Annotated in this window: 26 protein-coding genes and 1 tRNA gene; 9 read left to right on the forward strand and 18 right to left on the reverse strand. The window is 61.8% G+C overall.

The features are described from left to right. Positions 1–6: 6 nt before the first annotated feature. Positions 7–1,269, reverse strand: a complete 1,263-nt coding sequence (locus LOX95_RS03860; RefSeq protein WP_242913155.1) for an acyltransferase family protein — start codon at positions 1,267–1,269, stop codon at positions 7–9. A gap of 84 nt (positions 1,270–1,353) precedes the next feature. On the opposite strand from LOX95_RS03860, the gene LOX95_RS03865 reads away from it, so the two are divergent. Further along, positions 1,354–2,169: a LytTR family DNA-binding domain-containing protein gene (locus LOX95_RS03865; RefSeq protein ID WP_242913156.1), complete on the forward strand. Its 816-nt coding sequence runs from the start codon at positions 1,354–1,356 to the stop codon at positions 2,167–2,169. Here the strand turns inward: LOX95_RS03865 and astB are convergent. From astB to LOX95_RS03885, 4 genes are read right to left on the reverse strand one after another with little or no spacing between them, the layout of a single operon-like run. Next, complete coding sequence (gene astB / locus LOX95_RS03870; protein WP_242913157.1) at positions 2,166–3,500, reverse strand: N-succinylarginine dihydrolase; 1,335 nt, start codon at positions 3,498–3,500, stop codon at positions 2,166–2,168. The two genes, LOX95_RS03865 and astB, sit on opposite strands and share 4 nt — an antisense overlap. Further along, positions 3,500–4,915: a succinylglutamate-semialdehyde dehydrogenase gene (gene astD, locus LOX95_RS03875; RefSeq protein WP_242913158.1), complete on the reverse strand. Its 1,416-nt coding sequence runs from the start codon at positions 4,913–4,915 to the stop codon at positions 3,500–3,502. Before astD ends, astB begins: the two co-directional genes overlap by 1 nt. A gap of 9 nt (positions 4,916–4,924) precedes the next feature. Then, complete coding sequence (locus LOX95_RS03880; RefSeq protein ID WP_242913159.1) at positions 4,925–5,932, reverse strand: arginine N-succinyltransferase; 1,008 nt, start codon at positions 5,930–5,932, stop codon at positions 4,925–4,927. Positions 5,933–5,935: 3 nt separating this feature from the next. Beyond that, positions 5,936–7,186 carry a hydrolase gene (locus LOX95_RS03885; protein WP_242913160.1) on the reverse strand — a complete coding sequence of 417 codons (1,251 nt, stop codon included), beginning with the start codon at positions 7,184–7,186 and terminating at the stop codon, positions 5,936–5,938. A 117-nt stretch (positions 7,187–7,303) separates the two neighbouring features. On the opposite strand from LOX95_RS03885, the gene LOX95_RS03890 reads away from it, so the two are divergent. The 3 genes from LOX95_RS03890 to arsC are packed head-to-tail and all read left to right on the forward strand — an operon-like array spanning position 7,304 to position 8,708. Beyond that, positions 7,304–7,747 (forward strand): hypothetical protein, encoded by a 444-nt coding sequence (locus LOX95_RS03890; protein WP_242913161.1) that lies wholly within the window; start codon positions 7,304–7,306, stop codon positions 7,745–7,747. Positions 7,748–7,782: 35 nt separating this feature from the next. Beyond that, entirely contained in the window at positions 7,783–8,370 is a 588-nt protein-coding gene (locus tag LOX95_RS03895) for a hypothetical protein (protein WP_242913162.1), read from the forward strand. Then, positions 8,367–8,708: an arsenate reductase (glutaredoxin) gene (gene arsC, locus LOX95_RS03900; RefSeq protein WP_242913163.1), complete on the forward strand. Its 342-nt coding sequence runs from the start codon at positions 8,367–8,369 to the stop codon at positions 8,706–8,708. The genes LOX95_RS03895 and arsC overlap by 4 nt, the downstream gene beginning before the upstream one ends. Positions 8,709–8,756: 48 nt before the next feature. Here the strand turns inward: arsC and LOX95_RS03905 are convergent, their stop codons facing one another. From LOX95_RS03905 to LOX95_RS03915, 3 genes are all read right to left on the reverse strand, one after another. Continuing rightward, on the reverse strand, positions 8,757–13,130 hold the full coding sequence (locus LOX95_RS03905) for a translocation/assembly module TamB domain-containing protein (protein ID WP_242913164.1): 4,374 nt from the start codon (positions 13,128–13,130) through the stop codon (positions 8,757–8,759). Next, positions 13,127–15,205: an autotransporter assembly complex protein TamA gene (locus LOX95_RS03910; RefSeq protein ID WP_242913165.1), complete on the reverse strand. Its 2,079-nt coding sequence runs from the start codon at positions 15,203–15,205 to the stop codon at positions 13,127–13,129. The genes LOX95_RS03905 and LOX95_RS03910 overlap by 4 nt, the downstream gene beginning before the upstream one ends. 140 nt (positions 15,206–15,345) lie before the next feature. Continuing rightward, a complete protein-coding gene (locus LOX95_RS03915; RefSeq protein ID WP_242913166.1) occupies positions 15,346–15,615 on the reverse strand; it encodes a hypothetical protein in 270 nt (89 codons plus the stop codon). A gap of 440 nt (positions 15,616–16,055) precedes the next feature. On the opposite strand from LOX95_RS03915, the gene LOX95_RS03920 reads away from it, so the two are divergent. Then, positions 16,056–16,132 (forward strand) — tRNA-Lys (locus LOX95_RS03920). Positions 16,133–16,260: 128 nt separating this feature from the next. Next, a complete protein-coding gene (locus LOX95_RS03925) occupies positions 16,261–16,815 on the forward strand; it encodes a hypothetical protein (protein WP_242913167.1) in 555 nt (184 codons plus the stop codon). Between the two features lie 39 nt (positions 16,816–16,854). Here LOX95_RS03925 and tgt read toward each other — a convergent pair whose 3' ends face one another. From tgt to LOX95_RS03950, 5 genes are all read right to left on the reverse strand, one after another. Then, positions 16,855–17,967 carry a tRNA guanosine(34) transglycosylase Tgt gene (tgt, locus tag LOX95_RS03930; RefSeq protein ID WP_242913168.1) on the reverse strand — a complete coding sequence of 371 codons (1,113 nt, stop codon included), beginning with the start codon at positions 17,965–17,967 and terminating at the stop codon, positions 16,855–16,857. Between the two features lie 15 nt (positions 17,968–17,982). Next, the gene (locus tag LOX95_RS03935; protein ID WP_242913169.1) at positions 17,983–18,459 is read right to left on the reverse strand and encodes a hypothetical protein; all 477 of its coding nucleotides are present in this window, start codon (positions 18,457–18,459) and stop codon (positions 17,983–17,985) included. 105 nt (positions 18,460–18,564) lie between these two features. After that, a complete protein-coding gene (locus LOX95_RS03940) occupies positions 18,565–18,885 on the reverse strand; it encodes a TM2 domain-containing protein (RefSeq protein WP_242913170.1) in 321 nt (106 codons plus the stop codon). A gap of 86 nt (positions 18,886–18,971) precedes the next feature. Then, on the reverse strand, positions 18,972–20,060 hold the full coding sequence (queA, locus tag LOX95_RS03945) for a tRNA preQ1(34) S-adenosylmethionine ribosyltransferase-isomerase QueA (RefSeq protein WP_242913171.1): 1,089 nt from the start codon (positions 20,058–20,060) through the stop codon (positions 18,972–18,974). Between the two features lie 45 nt (positions 20,061–20,105). Then, positions 20,106–21,362 carry a D-amino acid dehydrogenase gene (locus LOX95_RS03950; RefSeq protein WP_242913172.1) on the reverse strand — a complete coding sequence of 419 codons (1,257 nt, stop codon included), beginning with the start codon at positions 21,360–21,362 and terminating at the stop codon, positions 20,106–20,108. A gap of 145 nt (positions 21,363–21,507) precedes the next feature. On the opposite strand from LOX95_RS03950, the gene LOX95_RS03955 reads away from it, so the two are divergent. From LOX95_RS03955 to LOX95_RS03965, 3 genes are all read left to right on the forward strand, one after another. Then, positions 21,508–21,954, forward strand: coding sequence for an Lrp/AsnC family transcriptional regulator (locus tag LOX95_RS03955; protein WP_242913173.1), 447 nt, complete (start codon positions 21,508–21,510; stop codon positions 21,952–21,954). 71 nt (positions 21,955–22,025) lie between these two features. Beyond that, a complete protein-coding gene (locus LOX95_RS03960) occupies positions 22,026–23,696 on the forward strand; it encodes a lysine--tRNA ligase (RefSeq protein ID WP_242913174.1) in 1,671 nt (556 codons plus the stop codon). Between the two features lie 153 nt (positions 23,697–23,849). Beyond that, positions 23,850–24,320 carry an SH3 domain-containing protein gene (locus tag LOX95_RS03965; RefSeq protein WP_242913175.1) on the forward strand — a complete coding sequence of 157 codons (471 nt, stop codon included), beginning with the start codon at positions 23,850–23,852 and terminating at the stop codon, positions 24,318–24,320. 66 nt (positions 24,321–24,386) lie between these two features. Here the strand turns inward: LOX95_RS03965 and LOX95_RS03970 are convergent, their stop codons facing one another. The 5 genes from LOX95_RS03970 to LOX95_RS03990 all read right to left on the reverse strand — a co-directional run bounded on the left by LOX95_RS03970 (position 24,387) and on the right by LOX95_RS03990 (position 26,923). After that, positions 24,387–25,016 (reverse strand): S24 family peptidase, encoded by a 630-nt coding sequence (locus LOX95_RS03970; RefSeq protein WP_242913176.1) that lies wholly within the window; start codon positions 25,014–25,016, stop codon positions 24,387–24,389. A 38-nt stretch (positions 25,017–25,054) separates the two neighbouring features. Further along, the gene (locus LOX95_RS03975; RefSeq protein WP_242913177.1) at positions 25,055–25,510 is read right to left on the reverse strand and encodes a hypothetical protein; all 456 of its coding nucleotides are present in this window, start codon (positions 25,508–25,510) and stop codon (positions 25,055–25,057) included. 94 nt (positions 25,511–25,604) lie between these two features. Further along, positions 25,605–25,955 carry a hypothetical protein gene (locus tag LOX95_RS03980; protein ID WP_242913178.1) on the reverse strand — a complete coding sequence of 117 codons (351 nt, stop codon included), beginning with the start codon at positions 25,953–25,955 and terminating at the stop codon, positions 25,605–25,607. Positions 25,956–26,063: 108 nt separating this feature from the next. Then, positions 26,064–26,468 (reverse strand): PaaI family thioesterase, encoded by a 405-nt coding sequence (locus tag LOX95_RS03985; protein ID WP_242913179.1) that lies wholly within the window; start codon positions 26,466–26,468, stop codon positions 26,064–26,066. Continuing rightward, positions 26,465–26,923 carry a PaaI family thioesterase gene (locus LOX95_RS03990; protein WP_242913180.1) on the reverse strand — a complete coding sequence of 153 codons (459 nt, stop codon included), beginning with the start codon at positions 26,921–26,923 and terminating at the stop codon, positions 26,465–26,467. The genes LOX95_RS03985 and LOX95_RS03990 overlap by 4 nt, the downstream gene beginning before the upstream one ends. Positions 26,924–26,985 lie beyond the last annotated feature (62 nt).

Consider the following 26,985-nt stretch of genomic DNA (forward strand, 5'->3'; position numbering starts at 1 on the left):
AACGGGTTACACGGGTATGACAGGGGTTTGTACAGACTGTGAAACGGCGCGCTTTGGTGCGGAAACACCGAGGAGCAGTCCGAGCACGCCTATCCGCTTGGCAATTTCATAGGCCAAAACCGATCCCCCCACTGTGATGAACAACACAATGCCCATTTCGGCGAACAGCGGAAGTTTCATTTTCTCAACATTAGCAGCGACCACGACCGTTATCGTCTGGTGGACGATGTAGAAGCTGAAGATACCGCCCCCCAGATACTTCATCAGCGGAGTGGTGCGCGTCACATGCTTGGCCGCAAAACCGAGGATGGCGACGATGAAGCTCCATTGGTCCACCGCATAGACGGCGCGCATGAGATTGCGCAGGGCTTCGGGCGGGGTCGTCCCCTCGGGATACAGGGTCATGTAGCTGACAAAGGCGACATAGCTGACCAGCGCCACTGCCAATGCCACGTAGCGATGCTTGACGAACTGCGACGTCAGCCTTGGTGCGTCCACCATCAGGCAGCCGAATGCAAAGGCCGGTAGGCTGAGCGCGTGGGTATAGAGATCGCGCACGACATCATGGGTGACGGGGAAGTGAGGGTACAGGCCGATACGGATCGCGGCCAAGAAGGCGATCGGCAGAATGAACAGCCACGGGCCTCGCAACACACGTTCCAGACGTTGTGCCCACACACCGAGGCGTGATGCGGCTACGCCTGCAACCATGGCCGCCATCAGCCCGTACAGCAGGACATAGGCAAGGAACCAAAGATGGTTCCAGGTGGGCGTGATGAGGCATTCTTCGGGGTTGCACCACTGGCCGCTGGCGGTCATGTACTTGGTCCAGAAGCCAGCCGTTGCGACCTCTGGCGAAAGGCCTGACAGTAGCGTGCCGGTGCGCGCCATCTCCATGACCTGGTAATAGGTTTGGGGCGGCACGATCATCATCATGCCGAACAGAAGCGGCAGGCCGAGACGCGACAGGCGTGCACCGCCCAGCCGCTCGGCCGCACCCGAACCCTGACGCTTATAGGCTTCGTAAAGCAGACGGGTCGCGGAACCGGAAACGATGAATAACAGTGTCATTCGCCATGGACTGGTGAACCACATCAGCGGCTGTAGCCATTCCTGCGGGCGGGCGCTGTTCACGTGCCAGTCCCACGGCACATAGAACATGCCGACGTGATAGAGGATGAGCAGGGCAAAGGCCCCGATGCGGATGGCATCCAGATCGTGCCGGCGCCCGATCATTGTGCCTTGCGGTTGCGAGAGTGCTTGGGTCATGGCGGCTATTCGGCGTAACATTGCGTGCTGGAACAAGGTCGAGGGGGCCGGTGTGGCCAGCGGTGGGACGAAACGCGAATGGTTGTGACGAGTGGCACCTGGGGCGGGACGAACGGAGCCGACAGGGATGACCTGCTAAAGGGCGGGGGGCTGATCGTTATCGGCGCGGGGCTGGTTTGCGCGATCAACGTCGTCACCACCTTGATGGACACACCCGACGCGGCGCGGTGGGAGCCGCTGGTCTGGGAAGTATCGAGCCTTATCGGATTGGCCGCTGCGATCTGGATACCCTGGCTGGCCGCCGCCAAGGCCCATCCCGATGAGTTATTGGCCGCCCGTTGGGCCACGCGTTTGCATTTCGTGGCGGTGCATATCGTCGGCCTCTTGGCCTATAGCGTGGTGCACGTTGGCGTCTTCGTCGCCCTTCGCGAGGCGACCTATGCGGCCATGGGCGCGGACTATGATTTCAGCGGCTTTTTGTCGGAGTTCCGCAAGGACCTGCTGTCCTATCTGCTGCACCTGTCGGTGTTCTGGACGGTCACCATGGTGCGCCAGAACCGCAACGAAGAGGTAAGGCCCGTCAGCTTCGATATCCGTGATGGGGCGCGGATCATCCGTGTGCCGCTGGCCGACATCCTGGCCGTGACGGCGGCGGGGAACTATGTCGAGTTCCTGCTGGCTGATGGTCGCAGGCCTTTGATGCGGGCGACCATGGCGGCGGTCGAGGCGCGGCTGGCTCCGGTCGGATTCGTACGCAGCCACCGCTCGTGGCTGGTCAATCCCGACCACATGACGGGTTTGGAGCCTGCGGGATCGGGAGACTGGACCGTATCGCTGGGCGCGGTGGAAGCCCCCGTGTCGCGTCGCTATCCGCAGGCGCTGGAGCGACTTCGGGCCTAGCGCTGGAACGGGTAGAAGTCGTTGCCGAGGTGAAGGATGGACGTCAGTTCGTCCAGAGCGCCACGGCTTTCCTCCAGCAGGGCCGGATCGGCCAGATCGGCAGGGCGCAACTCCTCGCGGTACCAGCGCAGCGCCCACATGGTCAGGCGGGCGTGCAGTTCATCCGTCATCCGCATGGCGGCGTTGGTAGCGGCCAGTTCCTCATCCGTCAGCACGACACGCAGGCGCAGGCAGGCGGGGCCGCCGCCATTGGCCATGGACTGGCGCACATCCACATATTCCACGCGGCCGATCGGCCCGTTTGACGTGGCGATACGCTCTGCCACCGCATGGCTGCGCGGGTTATCGCGCGTCTCGGTGGGGCAGATCAGGGTCAGGCGGTCCTCGCCCGGTATCTGGATCAGCATGGAGTTGAACAGATAGCTGCTGATCGCATCGGCCAGAGGCAGGTCAGCGGCGGAAACCTCGACGAACTTCGGCTCGAAGCCCTTGGCGGCGGCGCGGATGGCGGCCTTGGTGGCCTCAAGGTCTTCAAACGCCAGTTCGTGGAAGAAGAGGGTATCCAGCGCGCCCACGCACACCACGTCATTGTGGAAGGTGCCGCCCGCGATGGCGGCGCGTCCCTGACGGGCGAGGACCACGTTCGAGGCGGTATGGCGGCGCATGATGGCCTCGCACGCCTCGCGGGTCTGGCGGGCGGGGAAGGGACCATCCCACGCCTCGAACGCCTCGCGGCCCCAGACGAACAGGTTCACGCCCTCGCTGCCGTGGTCGGCGCAAAGGCGCACATGGTTGGCCGCACCCTCGTCGGCCAGATGGCTGACCGGCGACAGGGCCGGATGGACGGCGAAATGGCTCGCGTCGGGGAAGAGGGCGTTCAGCGCCCTTTGCGTCTGCTCGTGCTCAAGGCTGCGGTGCAGGTTGGTGACCAGATTGGCGGGCGTGAAATGCACGCGGCCATCTTGGCTGTCGGCACTGGGGGTCACGGTCGCGGCGTTGGCCGCCCACATGGGCGAGGCCGAGCAGGCGGCGGCGGCAAAGCTCGGCGCGTCCTTCCATGCCCGCTCCAGCACCTGTGCGTCGGTACCCGCGAAGCCCAGAGAGCGCAGGAAGGGGATGCTCGGGCGTTCATGCGGGGGCAGGACGAACTGCGGCAGGCCGAGGTCTGCAAGCCGCTTCATCTTGTCGATCCCCTGCAGGACCGCCGCACGCGGAGACGAAGCCTCGCCCTTGTTCAGGCTGGACGCCAGATTGCCCGGCGACAGGCCCGCATAGGAGTGCGTCGGCCCGATCAGGCCATCGGCGTTGGCTTCGACCGCGTGCGAGGACATTACATCAGGCCTTTGATTTCACTGGCAATGTTCTTCACGCCCTGAGCCTCGAAGCTGGCGACCGGATAGGCGCAGTAGTCGGCGGCGTAGTAGGCGCTGGGGCGGTGGTTGCCGCTGGCACCGAGGCCGCCGAAGGGCATGTCACCCGCTGCGCCGGTGGTCGGGCGGTTGAAGTTCACCACGCCTGCGCGGATGGTGGTGATGAAGCGATCCCACAGCGTGGCATCATCGCTGATCAGCCCAGCCGACAGGCCGTAGCGGGTGTTGTTGGCGGCCTCCAGGGCGTCGTCGAAACTGTCCACGCGGATGACCGACAGGAACGGCGCGAAGATCTCTTCATCCGGCACGTTCACGCCCGTCACATCGATGATGGCGGGTTTGACGAAAGCATCGGCCAAGCCGTCAATCGGACCCGAGGCGCGGATGACCTTGGCTCCCAGGTCGATACGTTCCTGAAGATCAGACAGAGCCTTCTTGGCGGCGCGTGCCGAGATCAGCGGGCCGCCGTAAACCTCTTCATTGCCGTTCCATGCGCCGTAACGCAGGCGGTCCGACAGTGCTGCCACAGCCTCGACTACCGCGTCACCCTGCGGGCCGTTCGGCACGATCAGGCGACGGGCGCAGGAGCAACGCTGGCCCGAGGTGATGAAGGCGGACTGAACAACGTGAGTGGCCGCAGCCTCGGGATCGGACACGTCCCAGACGACCAGCGGGTTGTTGCCGCCCAGTTCCAGCGCGAGGATCACATGCGGATCATCGGCGAACTTCTTGCGGAAGTGGGCTCCCGCTGCGCCCGATCCGGTGAACATCAGGGCGTCGATCTTCTGGTCCAGCAGGGCCGCGCCGACGTCCTTGCCCCCCTGTACCAGATTGATCACGCCGTCCGGCACGCCCGCTTCCAGCAGGCATTGCACCATCAGTTCACCCGTCTTGGGGGCTTCTTCCGAAGGTTTGAACACCACCGTGTCGCCCGCCAGAAGGGCCGGCACGATGTGCCCGTTCGGCAGGTGGCCGGGGAAGTTGAAGGGGCCAAGCACTGCAGCGACGCCATGCGGGCGGTGGCGCAGGACGGCGCGTCCAAACGCGGTGTCGCTGCTGCGTTCGCCCGTGCGCTCGTCATAGGCGCGGATGGAGATGTCCACCTTGCCCTGCATGGAGCCGACCTCGCCTTGCGTCTCCCACAGGGCCTTGCCTGTCTCGCGGCTGATGGTCTCGGCGATCTCGGCGGCGCGTTCCTTCAGCTTAGCCTGATATGCCTTTAGGATGGCGACGCGCTCTTCGCGCGGGCGTAATGCCCAGTCGGCCATGACCGCGCGGGCCTTGGTGACGGCGTCTGCGACCTGTTGCGGCGTGCTCTCTGCGCCTTCCCAGACGACTTCGCCGGTGGTGGGGTCGATGGATTGGAACGTGGTCATTGCGGCAACTCAGACTTTAACGCGGACGGTATCGCCAGCCTTGACCTTTAGGGCGGTGGCGGCGTCGGCGGTGATGGTGACGGTATCGGCTTGCAGGTCGGCCTTCACGCGCACGGCGCGGAACTTGGCCAGACTATCGGTCGAAATCAGGGCGGGCAGGTCGGCCTGAATGTCGTGACCGATCTGGACCTTAAGCGGGCGGGCATCGCGCACGGTGCGGATGTTGTCGCGCCCACAGGTAACGGTGGGGCCGGCATCGAAGATGTCGACTAGGCCGTTGGGGCGGAACCCTTCGGACTCCAGCAAGGCCATGGCGGGCACGCCCTGAGGGTGGACTTTCCCGATCACCGCGCGGGCCGGTTCGGGCAGAAGCTCGACATAGATAGGGTGGCGCGGGGCCAGATCGAGGATGAACTGTTTGTCGGTCGAGCCGGTCATCCGGTCGGCGTCGTCAAAGTCCATCGGGAAGAATTTGTGTGCGACGTGATCCCAGAAGGGGCATGCCCCGTCCGGCGTGAAAACGCCGCGCAACTCCGCCAGCACATTCTCGGCAAACATATCAGGCTGCGTGCCCATCAGCATATAGCGCGACTGGGCCAGCAAGCGCCCTGCGCCCCCGCGACGGCGGTCGGCCTTGAGGAACAGCGAGCCCACCTCTGACCAGCCCGCGCATTCATTCACCAGCACCAGCGTCTGGTGGTTCATCTTCACGCCCAGCGAGGGCGACTGGGTGATGTTGTTCACGAGGCGGAAGGAGAAGAAGGGACGCTTCAGACCCACGGTCGCTTTGACGCCGCCGATGCCGTCGACATCGCCTGTGTCGCCATCTTCAAGCATCAGGGTGTACCAGGCTTCTTCCCACGGCAGTTCGCCACTGAAGGACTGTTTGCTGGTCTCCAGACGCTCGCTCAGGACATCGGCATCTTCGGGCAGGCTGGTGAAACCCGGACCCGAGAGGATCGCCAGTTCCATCAAGTCGTCGAGGTCCGTCGGCATAGCGGGGCGAACAATAAGCATGGCTTACAGGGTCTCCAGACGAAGCTTTTTCAGCCGTTTCGCATCGATTTCACCAGACGCGATCTTGCTGAGAATAAGGGCAGACAGGCGGGCGCGCTCAAGGAAGCTGTCAGGCCACGCATATTCCTGATCGGAGTGGATATCGCCGCCTATGACGCCCAGCGTGTCGACATTGGGCAGGCCCGCAGCGTGCAGGTTGTTACCCTCGCAAACGCCGCCCGAGGGTTGCCATCGGATAGACTGGCCCAGCAGGTCGCCCGCCGACTTCACCGCGTTGAACAGGGCGGTCTGGCTAGCATCCATCGGTTTGGGCGCGCGGGTCATGCCGCCGTGAAGGTGCAAGCTGATGCCTGCAAATGGCGGCTCGGATGTGATCTCGGCAATGGCATCGATCACCCATGAAGCAGACTGGGCATCGGGCACGCGCACATTGAAGCGCACCACGGCATTGTCGGCCACGACGTTCAGCGGTGATCCGCCGTCGATCTTGGAAACGTTGACCGTCACACCTTCGCGCTGGCCGTTCAGAGCGTGCAGGCGGGTGGCGATGATGGCGGCGGCGGCAATGGCATTCGCACCTTCGTGGAAGGCACGGCCCGCGTGGGCGGCCTTGCCGTTGACGATCAGGTGGTAGTTGCCGCTGCCTTTGCGTTCACCCGCCAGTGTGCCATCGGGCAGGGAAGGCTCATACGTCAGGCCAATATGGCCCTTGGCGCCGAGTTCAGCCAGCAACGGTGCGGAGCCCGGCGATCCGATCTCTTCATCTGGCGACAGCAGGGCCGTCCAGCCGACATTGTCTTTCAAGGGGTGGGCCTCGAACGCTTCGAGGGCACCCAGCATCACACTGATACCGCCCTTCATGTCGGCGATGCCCGGCCCGTTCAGCGCGCCATCGTCACGGACGCTCAGAGTCTGGAACGGGCTGCTGGCGTCAAAGACCGTGTCATAGTGGCCGGTCAGAACCAGTTGAACAGGGGCGTCAGGACGGCATGAGATTTTCAGCGCAGGGGCATAGTGGTCGGTTGTTACCGAACCGTCCGATGCCACCGATGTCGATGTCGCCGTACCTACACGTTCGATCTTTGCGGGCAGGGGCGAAAAGGCGAGTTCCAGCGCATCAAGCACGCCAAGCAGGCCATCAGTGTGTCGACTGCCCGAGTTCACGTTAACCCACGCGATAGCCCGTTCGATCAACTCTCCGGCACGCGGTGCCAGAGCAGCAAGGACGCGTTCGTCGTTCGGATGCAGCTCCATATCCAGCAGCCTATAGGCCCGAAGAACAAAGGTGAAGGAGCGATGATTTATGGCGCGGCGGATGGGAATCCGTGCAGTGCAGCGATAGGTTTTACCTCTTGAAGGCCGGAGTCGCGCATGAACCGTCGTTTTGTATCCCCGTTCGCATCTCTCGAATCGCGCCAGCAGGCCGAGTCGATGCAGGCCTGTTCAGTGACAGGGTTCGTGCTGTGGGCTGTTACGCTGGGAGTATTGGCGACGGCGATACTGGCAGGGATGGGGTCCGAACCCGAAGCCTCGCGAGGGGCAGCGGCAGGGCTATGCATATTTATGGCGGTGGTGGCAGCGGCCGCTGGCTGGGTGCAGTGGCGCAAGCCGAACCGCATTTTGCCGTCCTTCGGCGTGGCTTGGTCTCTGTATGAACTGTCTTCGTTGATGGTGGGCCTAATGGTGGGAGCACCCATGGCCGCGGGCGGGCTATCGTCCGCCTTTGCATGGGGAACGGCGGCTGTATTGGTGGTGTGCGCCGCACTGCATGTCGGCGCTCTGCGGGCGACCTTCTATCTGGCGCGCGCACAGTAGGGCCCGAGCCGACAGGCTCAGACTTATTGCAAAGCTTGATCGAGCGCTTTAACACCGCCGCTATTCGTGGCGGGGGAACTACAGTGAAATCAGCGGGTTTTGCCGTCTGGCGGGCGTTCCTCCATGCACCGTCCACGTATGCGCAAGCTCGGTTTATGGCCAGAGTGGCCTGCGCGGCTGTCGCAAGCCGCGCAATCTACACAGTCTATGCCTTTCTTGCCCTGCGGCCTTCCGGTGAAGAGGTCATTGCCGAACTGAGACGGGTTAAAGGGCCGGTGACGCTTGATGAAGCGGCCATCGACCAGGTGATCTTCGAGCGTGTCGCGGACATATTCGTCTGGCTCAGCGGAGGGATGACCGTAGCGGTGGTGGGCCTCTGCGCCGGGCTGGGAATCTGGCAATGGCGTCGTCCGGGGACGGCCATGCCGCTGACGTGCTTGTGCATCATCGCCTTTACTGTCCTGGTAACTCTCTTCGGTATCCAGAACGAACACGTGAGGGCCGCAGCACTGGAGCCTCAGAACCTGATCCTGCTGATGATGAAGCCGGTGCTTGTCGTGATGCTGTTTGCCGCCTATCGCGGAGGACGTTTCTGCCAACTCTATCGGAAGGACACGCCGTGACCGCGACCATCTATCACAACCCGAAATGCTCCACGTCGCGCAAGGCGCTTGAACTGCTGCAGGAAAAAGGCATCACGCCGACCGTCGTTGAATATCTCAAGACGGGGTGGGATGCGGCTACTCTGGATCGTCTGGCCAAGTCGACGGGGAAGGGTTTTGCCGGCATGCTGCGTATGCGCGAGGACGAGGCCAAGCAGTTGGCGGCGGATGGGGCATCGGACGATGTGATCCGTGCGGCCATGATTGCCAGTCCGGTGCTGGTTGAACGCCCTATCGTTGAGACCGCCAAGGGGGCGAGGATCGGTCGTCCGCTGGAGACGGTGCTCGAAATCCTCTAAGATCCAAAAGAAAGGCCGGGCGATCTGCCCGGCCTTTTTGTTTAGCCTCTAGTCTCGCTCGCGACGCCAGCGGATCGAGATGTTGGAGGTGTTGTCACCGCTGAAGGCAGAGGTGACAGCGATATTGCGCCGGACTTGCCACTCTACCCGCACCGTCGCACCGGCTTCGCCGCCGCCGATGATCTCGAGGTAGAGGTTTTTGCCCAGACGGCGTCCACCGGCGATGGTCATATTGGACGCCTCGCCGCCGAAGGACAGGCGATCCAGACCAGCCAGTTCGCGAAGGTTGCCGATGATGTCGAGGCCGCCACCCCCTGCGAGCGATGCCACACCGGAGGCCAGTTGTGCAGCCTCAAGAGCCGACAACTGCGAGACCGAGCGCCCGAACAGGACCCGCGCAAGGATTTCATCCTGCGGCAGTTCCGGCTCTGAGGTCAGGGCAATCTTCGGGCTGGCTGCCGTGCCGGTCACCTTGATGATCGCGGTGATCGACGGGTCCTCGCGGGTTGCGGTCAGGTTCAGCAGTATCTTCGCCGGATCGGTCGACAGGGTGATGCTGCCATCGTCGTCGAAGGTGAAGCGCTTGCCGGCGAAGTCGTAATCGCCGCGTACTACATTGGCCGTGCCCGAGAGCTCGGGCGAGGCGAGTGTGCCGCGAATACGGGCATCGGTTCGCAACAGGAGATCGAGACCGCGACCGCGTACCTCGATCTCGTCCGCCGTCAGATTGACGTTCAGAGCAATCGGGGTGGACAGCAGCGGGGTTGCCTCCGAACGTGAGCGGGTGGCCACCGGACGGCGCACCGCGTTGCGGTCGGTGACCGGCGCGCGGATGATGCCGTTGGAGCCGGGCAGGTTGGGCGTAATCTCTGCCTTGTCCACGTTCAATGTGCCGCGCAGGGTGATAGCGCGGGCATAGCGTTCCACCTGCACCGTGCCACTGGTGTTCACAGTGGCCACGTCGTTCTCGACGAGACGGAAGTTCTTCAGACCCAGCGTCAGGTTACCCAACGAGGCATCGGCATTGCGGTTGCCGCCAAGACGGTTGTCGGTCACCAGATCGCAGGTGAAGGTCTCGTTGAAGGTATTGGGCAGGGCCGAACCACGGCGCTCGAACCACAAGGTACCAAAGCCGCACAACTGGCCATTCCCATAGTCCTTGGCACTGAGGCGGGACAGGCGGACGCCTTCCTGATTGAAGTCGGCGTTCAGGAACACGTCCTTCAGGCGCAGGCCGGTAGAGCCTTCGTTGAACTTGCCGTCGGTCAGCGCAACGTTGCCGACGATGGTCGGCGAACGCACGCGACCGCTCAGGGTGACGTTGGCGCGTAGATTGCCCTCCAGCTTGCGGTCGATACCGTCCACCAGATCCCACAGCGGTTTGATCTCGCCATTGATCTTCAGATCGCCGGACAGGTTGCGCGTTTCGTCGGTAACCAGCTTGGCCGGATTGGCTTGGTTGATCATCGGCAGGGTCAGGTCCAGCAGGGCGAGAGCCCCCTGAGTAGCCTGATTGCGCGGATCGCAAATGCCGCCGCGGTTGCCGTAGGCGGCGCAGGCGCGGATGTTCATCTCGCGGGCTTGCAGGTCCGCGATCAGACGACCGTCTACGAGGACGTTGTTCTGGTCCGCACGCACGCTTGCGCTACCGGCGTTGGAGAAGACCACGTCGGCACCCCCATCCAGTGACGGTGCGCCGGTGTTCGACAGATTGGCCGTGCCGGTAATCAAGCCCTGCAGGTCGCTGTTGAGCGACTTGAGCGGTACATTTTGCAGGTTCAGTTTGGCATCCCAGCCCGTGCGGCCACGACCGAGCGGGCGCGGGTCCAGCGCCAGTGTGGCCGTGCCGTCGCCCAGCTGTGCCGCAACCAGTGCGCGATTGGTATCACCACGTCGCTCCACAAAGGTGCTGGGCAACAGCTGAGCGCGGATGCCGCGAATAACCGCATTTCCGCTGCCTTCCAGACGGTGGCCGTCACTCAGGCGGCGGTAAACCAGCGGGCCCTGGAAGGAGATCGGGTTTTCGCCCGTCATAACCAGATTGGTATTGAGCGTCAGCGCCGACAGATTGCCCTGACCAACCACTTCGATGCGGCTGAAATGCATGTTGCTGCCACGCAAAATCAGATCGCGGGCGCGAAGCGACACATCCACGCTCTCGGGACCGGCATTGGCAGGCAGCTTAATATAGCCGCGAACCTCGCCACGCTGGATGAAGGCACCGGGACGACCGGTGACTTCAAGGTCGGCGGTGGACGGGATCAGGTCCGACAAGGTGATGAACCCCTTGGCGGTGATGCCGCCGGCGTTCACATCCACATCGCTGAGGGCAATGGTGTCCTTGCCCAGACGGAAGCGGGCCTGACCGCGCGCGGCCTGACCTCGGTTCATGCCTGTCAGGGTGACGAAGCCGTCCGACGACCCGTCGCCGACGTTGAATTCCAGTCCCATCTTGGCGGCGTTGAGGATCAACTGGCCGATGGCAACTTTCTCGAAGTCGGCGTTGAAGCGGGTGCGCGGCGTGTTCAGCTTGCCAACGATAAAGCCGTCGCCCGCCATATTGCCGTCAATGGCGACAGGACCGACGCCAAACGGGCCGCGTGCCTTCCAGTCCAACGCAAGATTGAGCTGGTCGCCTTTGAGCGTACCCTTCGCCGCAACATCGGCCTTCTCGCCAATGAGGCGGCTGCCTTCAGTGAGGTGGATCGTGCCGTTGGCGAGGCTGCCGTTCAGCTTCAGCTTGGGCGAGCGGCCCAGCAGACGGTCGACCTCTTCAATGCCGAAGAAGAAGTCGCGGCCGCCACCGTCAAAGTTCAGTCCCCATGCACCGCCGGAGCGGGGCATGCTGCCACGCAGCTTGCCGCCAAAACGACCGCGCGCACCGGGCTTGATGACGCCGATATTGTTGACGTCGAAGTCTGCGTTGAATGACAGACCGCCCATCAGGTTGCGACGGCCCGAACCCGTTAGATTGAGCGCCGAGCCTTTCAAATCAACGTCTTGCAGCAGGATGTTGCCGTCGTTGAGGCGCGAGGCCGTTAGGTTCAGACGAGGCGAGCTGCCCAGCAGTCCGCCGATGACGCCCTTGGTTGTGCCACCCGCTCCGGCGAGCTGGCCTTTGACCGTATAGGTCTGGTCTTTGGTTTCCAGTCCCAGCGGGCCGCTGAGCCGGCTCAGGCCATAGCCCGCCAGTTCGGCATTGCGCACATCCACCGAGCCGTTGAGGGAGAACTTTTTGGCGTCGCCACTGAACACGCCCTCATAGGCGGCGGCGTCGCCGATCTTGGTGCCTGCCAGACGGGTCAGGGACGGGGTGCGAACCGTAAGCTTGATATTTTCGGCATAGGAACCGCCAGTCGTGCGGACATACCCCGAAGCCGTAGAAGTGATGTTCTCTGCCACCAGCTTCCATGCCATGCCCTGATAGCCCTCGCGCTTGCTGTCAGGCGCGGCCGCAAGGCCGATGCTGGCCGTGCGGCCAAAGCGCTGGATGAAGGGCTCCATCAGGTCGGAACCCGAGAAGTTCACATAGCCCGACATATAGGAGTTGGCCTCGGAGAAGTGGCCGTTGATGCGCAAGGGCGTGAACTCGCCGGTGGTCATCACCATGCGCACGTTGCGGCCATCCATCAGGCCCGTCGCCGAGAAAGGTTGGTCCGGCGAATAACCCAGGCTGCCAGCCAGAGGTCCGCCCTTGGCTTCCTGCGCCTGCAGGCTCAGGCGGATATCTTCGGGTTTGTCGCTCAGTACGGCCTGAACTTTGAGGAAGTCACCCGGCCGGCTGAGGCTGAGGGCATCGAACTTGATGTCTTTGTTGCCGGTTCGCGGCAGACCCGCGCTGCCGGACAGCCGCCATTTGCCGTATTCCTTGGAGAAGTCCTCCATCAGTTCGACGTCAGCGGCGAATTCGTCGATGTCGATGGAGAGCGCCTGCGGGCCGGAGGGCTCTAGGCTTGGTTCGAGTTCAGGACGGCGGATCAGGTGGATCGACTTGGCCGTGATTTCATCGGCATGGAAGCGTTTGACCAGAAGCGACCAATAGTTCCAGTCCACGTGAACGTCACGGGCTTCCAGCCACACGCCATCCTTGTCCGTTACTGTGACGCGCTGGATCGTGAAGTCGTCAAAGATATCGCCGCGAACGCCTTCGACATTGATCGCGCCATAGCGACCGATCTTCTTGCCGGCGACAAAGCTGGTGATCAGTTCGCGCCCCGCGTCAGACACCAGATAATAGCGGCCGCCGACCAGGGCGATGACCCCGATGCCGACGAGGGCACCCATGCCAATGCCGGTGAACACGGCCACCGTGCGGATCAAGGAACGCTTGCGCTTGGCCTTTTCGCGAGGCGAGGGTGTCGCCGCGTCGCTTGCGGAGTCAGGCGTTTCGGATTCGGGCGTGTCCGGCGGCAGATCGGTCAAAACGATTGGCCAATGCTGATGTAGAGTTGGAAGCTGGAGTCGCCCTCACGCTTGTTGAGCGGGAAGGCCACATCGGCCCGAACCGGACCGAACGGTAGTTTGTAACGCACACCGACGCCTGCGCCATAGCGCATATTGCCGAGGTTGGGGGCTTCGTCCGGGCCTGTGGCACCGCCGTCGATAAATCCGACGGCTTGCCAGCTTTCGCCGATGTTATGGCGCACTTCGAGAGAAGTTTCGAACAGGCTGACGCCCCCGCGGGGCGTGTTGTCCGGCAGGCGGGGGTTGATGCTCTGATAGGAGTAGCCGCGAACCGAGCCGCCACCACCCGAGTAGAACAGGCGGTCCGACGGCACATTCAGCTCGTTACCGCCGACAATGCTGCCAAGCTTGAGCCGACCGGCCAGAATGGTGCTACGGGCGCTGCCAATCGGGTAGTAGGCGGAGCCCTCGGCATGTCCGCGCAGGAAGTAGACGTTGTCCTCGCCCGCCACGATGGTCGGTTGCAGCGAACCGGAAACACGCCAACCCTCTGTCGGGTCCAGCAGGTCATCGGACCGGTCCAGCAGCGCCGATGTGCGCAGGGTCAGAATTGCGAGATTGCGGTCCATAGCAATCGCGTGCTCATCAATGGGGTCGTATCGCAGTTCCTGATAGCGACCGGCATCAAGCCCGATCCCGTACGAGAACCACGAGTTCGGCCCCCAACGCTGGTTCAGGTCGGCCCCAAAGGTCACGGCCTGACGCTGATAGGCGTCGGTATCTTCATTTACCAGCCATCCGCTGAGGCGCAGGGTGCGGTTCACCCGGCGGAAGTGCGGCAGGCTGTATTCGGCACCCAGGCGGCTGTCGATCGAGCCCCAGTGTCCGCCATAGGTCAGGGTCTCTGCGCGTCCGCTGCGGTTCAGGCGATTACGATACACACCCGCGCTAAAGCCGTCGTCGGTGGCATAGGTAGCGCGAGCGTCGATCTGGTCACGGCTCTTGTCCACCAGACTGACCGAGATCGGGACTGTAACCTCGGTCGCGGTGCGGACTTCGGGAGAGTTACCGTTGGGCAGGCTGACATCGACCGAGGCGTAGACGCCTGTATCGACCAGACGGCGCTCCATCTCTGCGAGAGCCTCCGGCGAGTAGATGTCGCCGTCCTTCCACGGTATCAGGCGTTCGACGAATTCCTTGCGCGTGCGGGTAGGCACGCGCGCGTTCTCGTTGGCGCGGTCGCCCGGGCGACGGCGACTGATGATGTCGCCGCGAATGTTGCGCTCCAGCCTGACCAGTGGGCCGGGGTCCAGATGGAACTCGGGACGCATCTGGTGATCGACAACGATATCGGCGTCGGGAGTATCCAGCGTCGCGCGTTCGCCCGTAGTGCGCGACAACGAAACATCTTCGATCTCCAGCAGACGAGGGTCGGCGGCGGCGTAGGCGAAGCCGTTGTTCTTGAGGACCACAACACCGCGCGCTTCGGCCGCCAGTACCGGCTCGAGGCGGGCAGGGGTGCCATCCTCTAGCTTTACGGCGTCGCGGGTTTTGGCGACGATATCGATCTCGGGGTGAACAGGGGCAGCGCCGAGGCGGACATAGGGAATGTCACCCGAAGCTTCGGCCATGCCCTCCGGAATGCGCACCTCGCCATCATCGTCGGTATCGAGAGAACTGTCTTCGGGCGCGACAGACTGACGACCGCCAGCGGCGTCGGGCGTGGCTTGAATGGCGGCTGTGGATGCCGAAGGCACGGTAGCCACGTCACGCGGCACACCGTCGGTCCACACCAGTTTTTGTTCGCGAATGACGAACTGGGGGCCGGGGTCGACCAGAACAATGGCGCGATTTTCCTCCACCGCCGTGGTCACTACTGGGCGGTAGTAGCCTTCGGTATTCAGGATAGCGACGGCCAGTTCCTGCGCGGAGCGCGCGCGGCGGCGCGCTTCGAGTTCGGACTGGGGGGCGTTGTCAATTTCGCCCACGGCCCGCTCCAGCTTGGATTGCAGGCCGTCGGGGAAGGTCACGCCCTCGGCGGGACGGACGTCGGCTCGGGGAACATCGGCGTGGGCGAGGGATGTGAACCCCATGAGAGCGCTCACCGCGCCGCCACAAAGAAGAAGCCCGATTTTCAAAGCCAAACCCCGTTTCTTAAGCCGAAAAGCCGCGAGGGGATCGCGGCGTCAGATCGTCAAAGTATGACGGGGGCGCATAGCACCCCCGACTGTCATCAATAGAAGAGGGTTTCGCTTTCCGGCTGAACCGACTCTTCGGAGGACTTCGGCTCGACCGGTACCGATTCAACCGGAGCAGCGTCGGTGGCCGGAGCCGGAACTTCGGCCGCTGCAGGCGCAGCCTGTTCGGCAGCTGCCGGAGTAGCCTCTTCGATTTCCTCGACTTCCGTCACGACCGGCTCGGAAGGCTGCTGCGGGTTATCGCACGCGGCCAGAGACAGGCTTGCCACAACGGCGAGGGCAGCGGGGATCGAAAGGAGTTTCATGCGCATGTTCATTTTTGACTCTTGAAGAACCGAAACGCGGGCTGAGGGGAGGCGGTTCCAGACTTAACCCACGCGGTTTGTGCAGACTTTGCCATGAATGGATTATGAAGTGATGACAGCCAACGGCACAACTTGCGGTGTGCCTGTTGATGAGGTGCGTTTGCTAGCGTCCACGATGGTGAGTCGAGAATCACGGCCCGCCGGTTCGATTCTAATGCGCCTTAAAACAAAGACTTCTGTTATCTGTTGTCCGCAACAGCTGAAAATCGGGTCTGATTTCTGCTCGAGCGCTAAAAAACGCATGGAAAACACGTTTTTTGTCGACGGCGGGCATAGAGGCCCTTGACCAACGAGGCGGAATCCAACAGAAAGCCGCCTCACACGGAGCGGTCGCCGCGGTTCTCCACGGATCGGCAGCTAAGTGGTTGTTTTTACAGTGTGCGCCCCTAGCTCAGTTGGTTAGAGCATCTGACTTTTAATCAGAGGGTCCTCGGTTCGAGCCCGAGGGGGCGTACCACTGTAAACAGCCTGTTCTGTTTCCAGACAATCTGATCTTCCTTCGCGCTGTTATCATTTTACGACAACGGTTTGAGCATTGTCGACGCACGCTGGAACGAACCCTGGCGAGGCGGGGTTATCCTCGCCATGACATCTTCAAAAATCGCTATTCTCGTGGTCGCAGGCCTGTCGCTATCTGCATGCGCGACGACCGGCGCGACCTCGTCTGCCGTGCGGGGCGTGGATCAGGTCAATGCCGGACTAGGCAGCGCCCTGCAGGCACCGCTAGAAGACCTTAATCTGGTCCGCCAAGAGATTCCCGCTGTTCTGAATGAGGCGGTTGCCGCACCTTACAGTGTATCAGGCATGGGGCGGTGCGCCGCTATCGGTGCCGAGATCGCCCGTCTCGACGAGGCGCTGGGTCCGGACCTTGATGTCACCAATGCTGCCGAAGATGTTGCTGTAGGCGATCAGGCAGCGGATGCCGCCGCCGATGCGACACTGGATGCTGTGCGCGACACTGTCACCGACTTCATTCCGGCCCGTTCGTGGGTGCGTCGTCTGACGGGGGCTCATCGTCATAGCGAACAGGTGAAGGCAGCGGTCCGCGCGGGTCTGCAACGACGCGCCTTCCTCAAGGGGATCGGCCAGCAAAAGAACTGTGCACCCCCTGCGGCACCCGCAGGATTCAACCGCCGCTAATAAAAGAAGGGAGCCGGTTGGCTCCCTTTTTCAATTCGATCAGGCCTTGAGGTGGCGGGCGCGGAAGTCCTTGCGGAACTGCTCGAACTCGCCCTTTTCGATGGCCTCGCGCATGGCGGCGGTCAGGGCTTGGAAGAAGGCGATGTTGTGCCAGCTCAGCAGGATCTTGCCGAGGATTTCGTCGGCACGGATCAGGTGGTGCAGATAGGCGCGGCTATAGTCCTGCGAGGCAGAGCAGGGGACCATCGGGTCCAGCGGGCTCTCGTCTTCGGCAAACTTGGCGTTCTTGATGTTGATCGGGCCATCCCACGTCCACGCCTGACCGTGACGGCCAGCGCGTGTCGGCAGAACGCAGTCGAACATGTCGACGCCGCGATAGACGGCTTCGACCAGATCGATCGGCTTGCCCACGCCCATCAGGTAACGCGGACGGTCCTTTGGCAGGAACTCCGGTGCATAGTCGAGGACTTCGCACATGGCCTCGTGGCCTTCACCGACGGCGAGGCCGCCGATAGCATAGCCGTCAAAGCCGATCTCCTGCAGGCGCTCGGAGGACTCGCGGCGCAGGTTCTCATAGGTCGAGCCCTGCTGGATGCCGAACAGGGCCTGCGTGTCGCGGGTGCCGAAAGCGTTCTTCGAACGCACAGCCCAGCGGGCCGATAGTTCCATACCCTGACGGGCGCGCTTTTCTTCGGCCGGATAGGCCACGCACTCATCCAGTTGCATCACGATGTCCGAGCCCAGACGGTCGGCCTGAATCTGGATCGAGCGTTCCGGCGTCAGAACGTGTTTGGAGCCGTCGATGTGGCTGGAGAAGGTCACAGCCTCTTCGGTCAGCTTGGAGATGCCCGACAGGGACATGACCTGAAAGCCGCCGGAGTCCGTCAGGATCGGCTTGTCCCAGCGCATAAACTTATGCAAGCCACCCAGTCGCTCCATGCGCTCCGGCCCCGGGCGCAGCATCAGGTGGTAGGTGTTGCCGAGGATGATGTCGGCACCCGTTTGCTTCACCTGATCGACCGTCATGGCCTTGACCGTCGCGGCAGTGCCAACCGGCATGAAGGCAGGCGTGCGGATGTCACCGCGTGCGGTTTTCAGGACGCCGGTACGGGCGCGGCCATCGGTGGCCTTGATATCAAACGGGAAGGTCAAAGTGTTCTTACGCGGTTAGAGCAGGCGCTGAAGCTGTTCGGCGCGTTGCAGGTCCTTGGGGCGGCCAAACAGTTTGCAGGTTTCGATCTGCTCGGCGACGGAGGGGATATAGATGCGTCCGCCGTCGACCGCCACAGGGATACGACTATTGAAGGTCATCATGGTCCATTCGCCGCCGTTGCGGACTTCCATCTCGGCCATGACCTCGACGGGAACGGGCGTGGTCAGAATTTGGCCGAACACGCGCGAACGGAACATGCCTTCACCCGGATCGGGTGACACTTCGCCATACAGGCCCTCAATCAGTGTCTTGGCGTCCCGCGGGCTGCACAACACATCGACGTCCGGCACATGCCATTCCGTCAGCCCGCTGAGCGCCATCGCCGCCCCGCCAAACACCCACCAAGGATCGCGCAGCTCCGTGGCCGCCGAGGCCAGAATATCGAGAGCGGCAGAGAGATCTTCGGGCAGGGTGTCGTAGTACGTAGGCATAAGACTTCTATAGTCCGCGAAGGTCAGCGAACGAAAGATCGCTGCTACCCGCAGACACAAAAAAGCGACGGCCGTGGCCGCCGCTCAATGTGATTGACCTTGGTATCAGCCGTATTTCTGCGCAAACGCCTGATCACTCATCGTGACGTAGATAATGGCTTCGATGAAGGCGATTAACGACGGGATGAAGGTCCAGCAGAAGAGCAGATAGATAATTCCCCAGCCGACGCGACCGAGATAGAATTTGTGAGCTCCAATACCGCCAAGAAGCAAAGCGAGCACTACGGCCATAACTTTGCTCTTTTGACCGGTCGCCCCGGCGACAATCTGCGGAGCGCCGCACTTAGGGCACTGGAAGGCGTCCTTGTGAAGAACAGTAGCGCAGCCACTGCAGTATTTTTGGCCGCCCATAATGGCATCAGTCATTTGATTTTCCCCGACTCATATTGTCTGGAGAGAAGTGTAACGCTGATATTCTTAACTGCGACCAAATACCGCAAAGCTTCCTTCAATTAGTGGGCTTTGAACAACAGGCTCCCGTCGCCATACGAATAGAAGCGGTACTCGTTTTCAATGGCGTGCTTATAGGCCGCGTGCATGGTCTCGAACCCTGCAAAGGCGCTGACCAGCATGAACAGGGTCGACTTCGGCAGGTGGAAGTTGGTCATCAGCACGTCGACCGCGCGGAACTTATAGCCCGGCGTGATGAAGATGGCGGTATCGTCGTGGAACGGACGGATGATGCCGTCCTCGCCGGTCGCGCTTTCCAGCAGACGCAGCGAAGTGGTGCCGACGCAGACGATGCGGCCTCCCTTGGCGTGCACTTCGTTCAGGGCATCGGCGGTTTCTTGCGAAACCGTGCCCCATTCGGAGTGCATCTTGTGATCCTTGGTGTCGTCAGCCTTCACCGGCAGGAATGTACCGGCACCAACGTGCAGGGTCACGGCATGGGTAGAGACACCGCGCTCCTTCAAAGCCGCGAGCAGTTCAGGCGTGAAATGCAGGCCCGCCGTCGGTGCGGCGACAGAACCGTCATGCTCGGCATAGACGGTCTGATAGTCCTTCTGGTCCTGATCGTCCTCGGGGCGCTTGGCCGCGATATAGGGCGGCAGGGGCATGACACCGACGTTGCGGATGGCATCGTCCAGCGCAGGGCCAGCCAGATCGAACTTCAGCGTGACAAGGCCGTCGTCGCCCTTGGCCTCGATGGTGGCGTCAACGCTGCCCATCTCGCAGGCGCGGTCGGTATCGGTGCCGAAACGCACGCGGTCACCGACTTTCAGCCGCTTGCCCGGTTTCATGAAGGCCGACCAGACATCCGGCGCATCGCGGTGGTGCAGGGTGGCCTCGACCTCGACCGTCAGCGTCTCGCCTTCGGGACCGACACGCTCGCGGATGCCGCTCATGCGGGCAGGGATGACGCGGGTGTCGTTGAACACCAGCGCATCGCCAGGCTGAAGCAAGTCCGGAAGATCGCGGACGATGCGATCCTCTAGCTGGCCATCCTTGACCACCAGAAAACGGGCGCTGTCACGCGGGGAGACGGGCCGCAGGGCAATGCGGTCCTCGGGCAGGTCGAAATCGAAGTCGGAAGTTTTCACAGGGCGGGGTGAACACCTGACCGCGCGGGCGGTCAAGTGCTGCCTTTATCGACCGTAGCGCGAAAGGTTCAGATCGCCCGTCTCGATGGCCGGTGTCTTGCCTGAAATCAGGTCGGTGACGACGGCCGCCGAGCCGCACGACATGGTCCAGCCCAGCGTGCCGTGTCCGGTGTTCAGCCACAGGTTGGAATAACGGCTGGCCCCGACGATTGGCGTACCGTCGGGCGTGTTGGGGCGAAGGCCACACCAGAACTCTGCATTCTCCAGATCACCGGCACCGGGGAAGAGACTCCCAACCGAATAGTTCAGCGTCGCACGGCGTCGCGCGACCAATTCCTTGTTGAAGCCGTTCAGTTCAGCCATGCCACCGGCGCGGATGCGGGTACCCAGCCGCGTGATGGCTATCTTGTAGCTCTCGTCCATCACGGTCGAAACGGGCGCGCGCGCATCGTCAACGATGTTGGCGGTGATCGAGTAGCCCTTCACCGGATACACCGGCAGTTTCAGATCGAGGTCCTTGACCATCTGCGGCGACCAGGAGCCCAACGCCAGCACATAGGCATCGGCTTTCAGGGCCTCCTTGTCGGTCACCACGCTGTCGATCTTGTCGCCTTCGCGGTTGATCGACTTGACCGTCTCGTTCCAGCGGAACTTTACGCCAGCAGCTTCGGCCATCTTGGCAAGGGTTTGGGTGAAGATACGGCAGTCGCCCGTCTCGTCACCCGGAAGGCGCAGAGCGCCTACATACGGCACATCCGAGAAAGCCAATCCAGGCTCCGCACGTCGGCAACCATCGGCGTCCAACAGCTCATACGGGACACCCTCGGACTGAAGCACCGAGACGTCCTTGTGCGCGTCCTTAAGCTGCTTCTCGGTACGAAACAGTTGCAGCGTGCCTTGCTGGCGACCGTCGTACTGTATGCCGGTCTGTTTGCGCAGCAGGTCCAGTTCATCGCGGGCGTACTCGGCGAGGCGGACCATGCGGCCCTTGTTCACCGCATAGCGGGCAGGGGTGCAGTTACGCAGCATCTGTAGCGTCCAGCGGATCATCGCCGGATCAAAACGGGTATGCAGGATAAGCGGCGCGTGGCGCATCATCAGCCACTTCACTGCCTTGGTCGGAATGTTGGGAGCCGCCCACGGTGCCGAATAGCCTGGGGAAATCTGGCCAGCGTTGGCGTAGCTGGTTTCCAGCGCCGCGCCGGACAAGCGGTCGACAACGGTCACCTCGTGACCGGCCTGGTTCAAGTACCACGCTGTCGTGGTGCCGATAACGCCTGCCCCTAGAACCAGAACACGCATGTTTCACGCTCGCCTTGTGCGGCCCTATCGGCCTGACGTTGCGAAAGCTACGCGCAGATATCAGGATTTTCCTGTCTTATTGCGCAATGTTCTGTGAATATGCGAAGCCAAACGCAACATTATTCAAGCTACACGGTGGTAAATTGTGCTGACCATTGACGAGGTGGATCGCCGTATCGTCCAGAGGCTTCGGGTAGATGGTCGCATCAGCAATGCAGACCTTGCTGATTCTGTTGGACTTTCTGCCTCGGCATGCCTGCGTCGGGTTCGCCAGTTGGAGCAGCGCGGGGTTATTCGCGGATACACTGCTCTACTGGGTGCCGAGGAAGAGGAGGGGTTGGTCGCCTTCGTGCAGATTTCTTTGGAAAAACAGACCGATGAATATATGCGGCGGTTCGAGGAAGCCGTGCGCCACTATCCCGAAATCCGCGATTGCTACCTGATGGCGGGGGCGTCGGACTATGTGGTGCGCGCGGTTGCGCCGACGATGGCGGCCTATGAAGTGCTGCACAAGGACGTGCTGTCGCGTCTGCCGGGGGTGTCGCGCATCCACTCCAGTCTGGCCATCCGCAATGTGCTCAAGGCGCGATAGATCGCCAAAAACCGCCGGTGTGGGCATAAGTCTTCGTTGACCCCACGCGCGTGAGGCGGCAAACCCGCCCGATGCTTCAGAACCTTGAAACCCTGTCCCGTGAGGCCCGTTCGTGGCCGTTTGAGCAAGCCCGTAATCTTCTGGCGCACGTGCTCAAAAAACGGCTGTCGGACGCCGACCGCGCTGTTGCGCAGTCCCTGATCGATGCTGGCAAGGCGGACGAGGCTCTCAAACAGTTTGAAGGCCTTGGCCGTCCAGTCATTCTGGAGACCGGCTACGGCCCGTCGGGCCTGCCGCACATGGGTACGTTCGGCGAAGTCGCCCGCACCACCATGGTGCGCAATGCGTTCCGTGCGCTGACCGGGGACCACTGGGAAACCAAGCTGATCGCCTTCTCGGACGATATGGACGGCTTCCGCAAGGTGCCGGAAGGTATCCCGAACCCGGAGATGCTGCGCGAAGACCTGCACCTGCCGCTGACCAAGGTGCGCGACCCGTTCGGCACCCACGACAGCTTCGGTGCCCACAACAACGCGCGTCTGCGCGCCTTCCTCGACAGCTTCGGCTTCGACTACGAGTTTATGTCGTCGAGCGAGACCTATAAGTCGGGCCGTTTCGACCAGACTCTGCTGCTGATGCTCGAGCGTTACGACGCGATCATGGGCATCATGCTGCCGACGCTGGGCGAAGAGCGCCGCGCGACCTATTCGCCGTTCCTGCCGATCAGCCCGATCACCGGCCACGTTCTGCAAGTCCCGACGCTCGAGCGCAACCTCGAGAAGGGCACAATTGTGTTCGACGACCCTGCGGGCGGTCGCACCGAGGTGCCGGTCACCGGAGGCCATGTGAAGCTGCAATGGAAGCCGGACTGGGCCATGCGCTGGACCGCGCTGGACGTCGACTACGAAATGGCCGGTAAGGACCTGATCGAGTCGGTTCGCGAAAGCGGCAAGATCTGTCGTGCACTGGACGGCTCGCCGCCGGTGGGCTTCAACTACGAACTCTTCCTCGACGTCGAGGGCAAGAAGATCTCCAAGTCGAAGGGCAATGGCCTGACGATGGAAGAGTGGCTGCGCTACGGCCCGCCGGAATCGCTGAGCTGGTACATGTTCCAGTCGCCCAAGTCGGCCAAGAGCCTGCACTTCGGCGTGATCCCGCGCGCGACCGACGACTGGATGTCCTTCGTCGAGCAGTACAAGACTCAAGAGCCGAACAAGCAGATCGATAATGCGGTCTGGTCGATCCACGGCGGCAACCCGCCGGAGACGACGTCGCCGGTCAGCTTCTCGCTGATGATGAACCTTGTCGGCGTGGCGAATGCGTCGAGCAAGGAGCAGCTCTGGGCGTATTTCGCCAAGTATCTGCCGGAAGCGACGCCGGAAAACGAGCCGCTGCTCGACCGTCTGATGGACTATGCGCTGAACTACTACGAGGACTTCGTGAAGCCCACGAAGGTCTATCGCGCACCGACCGAGATAGAAAAGGCGGCTCTGCTGGACCTCGCCGGTCGTTTGAAGGCATTGCCGCAAGACACTACGGACGGCGAAGTCATCCAGAACGAAGTCTATGCTGTCGGTAAGGAGCATGGCTTCGAACCGCTACGCGCATGGTTCGGCGCTCTATACGAAGTGCTGCTAGGTGCATCGCAAGGCCCGCGCTTTGGTTCGTTCGCGGCCATCTATGGCCTGCCGCAATCGATCGAATTGATCGAGAAGGGTGCCAACGGCGAACTGGCTGCCTGATCGGTCGATCAGTTTTGAACATAAGGCCGCTTTCCCTCGGGAGAGCGGCCTTTTTTCTGCGCATGAACCAATCCTGACAGAGTTTGTCGGGGAGCCTTCAGACGGTCTGGCGCATTGTGTCTGCATCGACCAACTCGATGACAGGAGAGAGCCATGTCGAAGATTTTCAAGGCCGGTTTGGCCACCGCTTCACTGATCGCTGCACTGGGTGCAACGGCTGTCCCGATGACCGCTAACGCGCAAGCGAACGGCATCACCAACTGCGACGCCCCTGGCGGCCGTCAGCAGGCCGGTGCCGCTATTGGGGCCGTCTTGGGCGGTCTGGCCGGTAGTCAGGTTTCGCGTAATGAGCGTGCGCTGGGTGCCGTCGTTGGCGCTGGTGCGGGTGCAGCTGCTGGTTCGTATATCGGCTGTAACCAGCAACGTGCGCGCGCTGGCCAGCAAGGTGGGCAGGATATGTATCGTGCCTCGTCCAACCTGAACATCCGCTCGGGTCCGGGTACTAACTATCGCACCACGGGCCGACTGTCGGCCGGTCAGCCCTTCACGGCAATCGGTTCGCAAGGCGAGTGGGTGCAGATTGCTGGCGGTGGCTGGGTCAACGCCCGTTACGTGACCCAGTAATCAGCCACTCCTTAGTAAGCGTTTGAGCCGTCTCCATAACGGGGGCGGCTCGTTTGCTATCTGCAGCTACTGGCTGACCCAAACGATACGCGCCATCCACTGGATGTCTGCGCGCAGGAGCGTGCGCGGCGGATAGGCAGTATTCAGGGAGATGAGTTGGACATGCCGCGACGTCGTCGGCCCGAGTTCTTTGGCCAGCGTCTCGCCTGAAAGGGTTCGCACCGCGACCCTGTCGCCAGATCGCACACGCGTATCCAGCAGATCGACAATCACCTTGTCACCGGGGCGATACAACGGGTGCATGGAATCCCCGTCGATCTCCAGACTAAAGAGCCCTTCACGTAGCGAGGGGAGAGCTGTCCGTTCCCACCCCTCGGCAAGCGGCAGCCCATCGTCCGAGAAAAAGCCCATCTCGCCAGCCTTGGCCAAGCCCAACAATGGCAGGCTTTGGTCTTTGGCGTCGTCGGCCATGGCGGCAAACTCGGCCAGTGACGTGTCGCTGGCCGTGAGGACGCGCATCACGCTTTCGGTCGAGGGCCATCGCGGCCTTGGCGGGTCACCCGGACCAAAGCGTTTAGAGGGGTTGAAGCTGGTCGGGTCCAGTCCGGCGCGTCGTGCCAATGCGGAAGGAGAAATGCCTTCCCGTTTGGCGAGAGCGTCCAAGCCTTTCCAGATCTTGGCGTGGGTGAGTGGCATTTGAACTTCCCGGGGGAAGTGCAAAATAGGTTAGGACGTTAGGAATATCTACCTAGTTCGTCAGAGGTGCTGTTGATTGCGACCCGCTCCTGCCAAGCGGTGACGCCGCCCCATACCAATGCAATGATAATTCCAAGCGATGAGCAGTTCACGACTGTCGAATAGGCCGACAGCGTAGGGGCAAAATTGATCAGAACCAGAAACTGGCAGGTCATGATTAAGAGCTGCAACGCTGCGGCCCATACCGGCCACGCGCTGTCGGATTTCCAGATCAGAGCTCCGAACGTGAACAGCAGAACGACATCGAGCACCCAGATCGCGATTGTTGCGTGGATCGCAAAGCCGTATTGCACGCGTAGGAATGTAGAGAGGAGCCAGCAGAGCAGATAGACTACCGCTCCAGTGCGCTCTTTAGCGCCCCCTAAAACCAACGCAAGGACACATCCGGCCAGCATCAAGGCCGCACCAATCCATCCGGCGATCGAAGTGAACAAAAAAGCCCCCAATCGAAATACTCGATGGGGGCTTTTTCACATTTTATTCCCTAACAAATAGTGCCGCTAGGGATTTTAACGAATTTTCCGGTGTTTAACTCACTGCGCGAAGCATGCCCTTGGTCGGACGGATCGGCGTGTCGTCCCATTCCAGCGGCTTATCGACCGGACCGGCTGCATAGACACCCCAGCCCATGCGGCGGTGGTCTTTTTGCATTTCAGCGTGGCATTCGACGATGGCTTCACGCGCAGCCGACAGCGCGGCGATGGTGGCCATTGCCTTCGATTGCGAGGCGGTGCCGGCAACCGGAGAAATGGAGAGTTGGTTACGGCCGGCGATCATGGCCTGAACCATGGCTGCGGCGTGGGCGATAGCCGCATCAACCGACTGTTCGGTTGCGTACAGCTCGCTCGAGATGCTGGTGACGACTTCGGTGCGGTCCATGTGTGTTCCCCATAAAACGCCGATCTGGCGAATTATGTTTAACAACGGTTAAGCTCGTTCGTAAAGACCTTATTAACCTTTTATTAACCAACTCATCGGTCCGCCGCACTAATCTCCTGTAGAATCATCAAGTTGGAAGTGGGCAGTAAGCGTTGCAATTGGCTTGTCGTGAGCCTCTTGCCAGGCCTCGGCTGTTACATATGCGACCTTCTTGCCTGCTTTGCGGATCTCTGCGCGGGCATAAACGTCGGTCGCACGGCCGACTCGCAGATAGGCGATCGACACATTGATCGGACGTGGAAGACGCAACCTTGGATAGAGATGCGACACCTTCGCCATGGCTGCCATTTCAAGCAGAGCGGCTGTCGTTCCTCCGTGGAGGGCCGGGATGAGCGGATTGCCGATTAAATGGTCGGAGAACGGCATGACAACCGTGACCTGATCGCCGAAGACCTCGGTCTTGAGGTTCAGGAACTGGGCATAGGGCAGGTGGTCGAGCAGGGGCTTGGTCATTCGGCGTCTCCTTGGCTTTGGTCACGCAGGGACGGCTTGTGAATGATGTAGGCGGCCTGTGAAGCCGCGACCGGATCGTTAGGGTCGTCTTCGAAAGCCCATGCGCGGACGAACGCCATGGTGCGATTCAACTGATAGCACTCTGCCTCTGCCAACAAATCACGACCGGGGGCAGCGGCGCGCATGTAGTCAACGCGCATGTCGAGCGTGGCGATGGACTGAAACTGGTTTAGCGCCAGCCATACCGACATGCCGCCAACGTGGTCCAACAGGGTGCTGACCAACCCGCCTGCCAGCACTCCGGAGGCCGGATCGCCGACCAGTTCGCGACGATAAGGCACGCGCATGCGCACGCGACGATCCTCGTGGCCCAAAAACTCGAAACCCAGTGCGTGGGTGTGTGCAGAGCCCGCTGCCAACTGGGGCAGGATGGCGAGCAGTTCAGGATTAGTCATTGAAACTCCTTGGGGAGGGCGGTCCAAACTGTGGGGCCGACCGCAAGGTGTTGTCTAGCGAC

The sequence above is a fragment of the Brevundimonas pishanensis genome, from assembly GCF_022750635.1.
Classification (GTDB): Bacteria; Pseudomonadota; Alphaproteobacteria; order Caulobacterales; family Caulobacteraceae; genus Brevundimonas; species Brevundimonas pishanensis.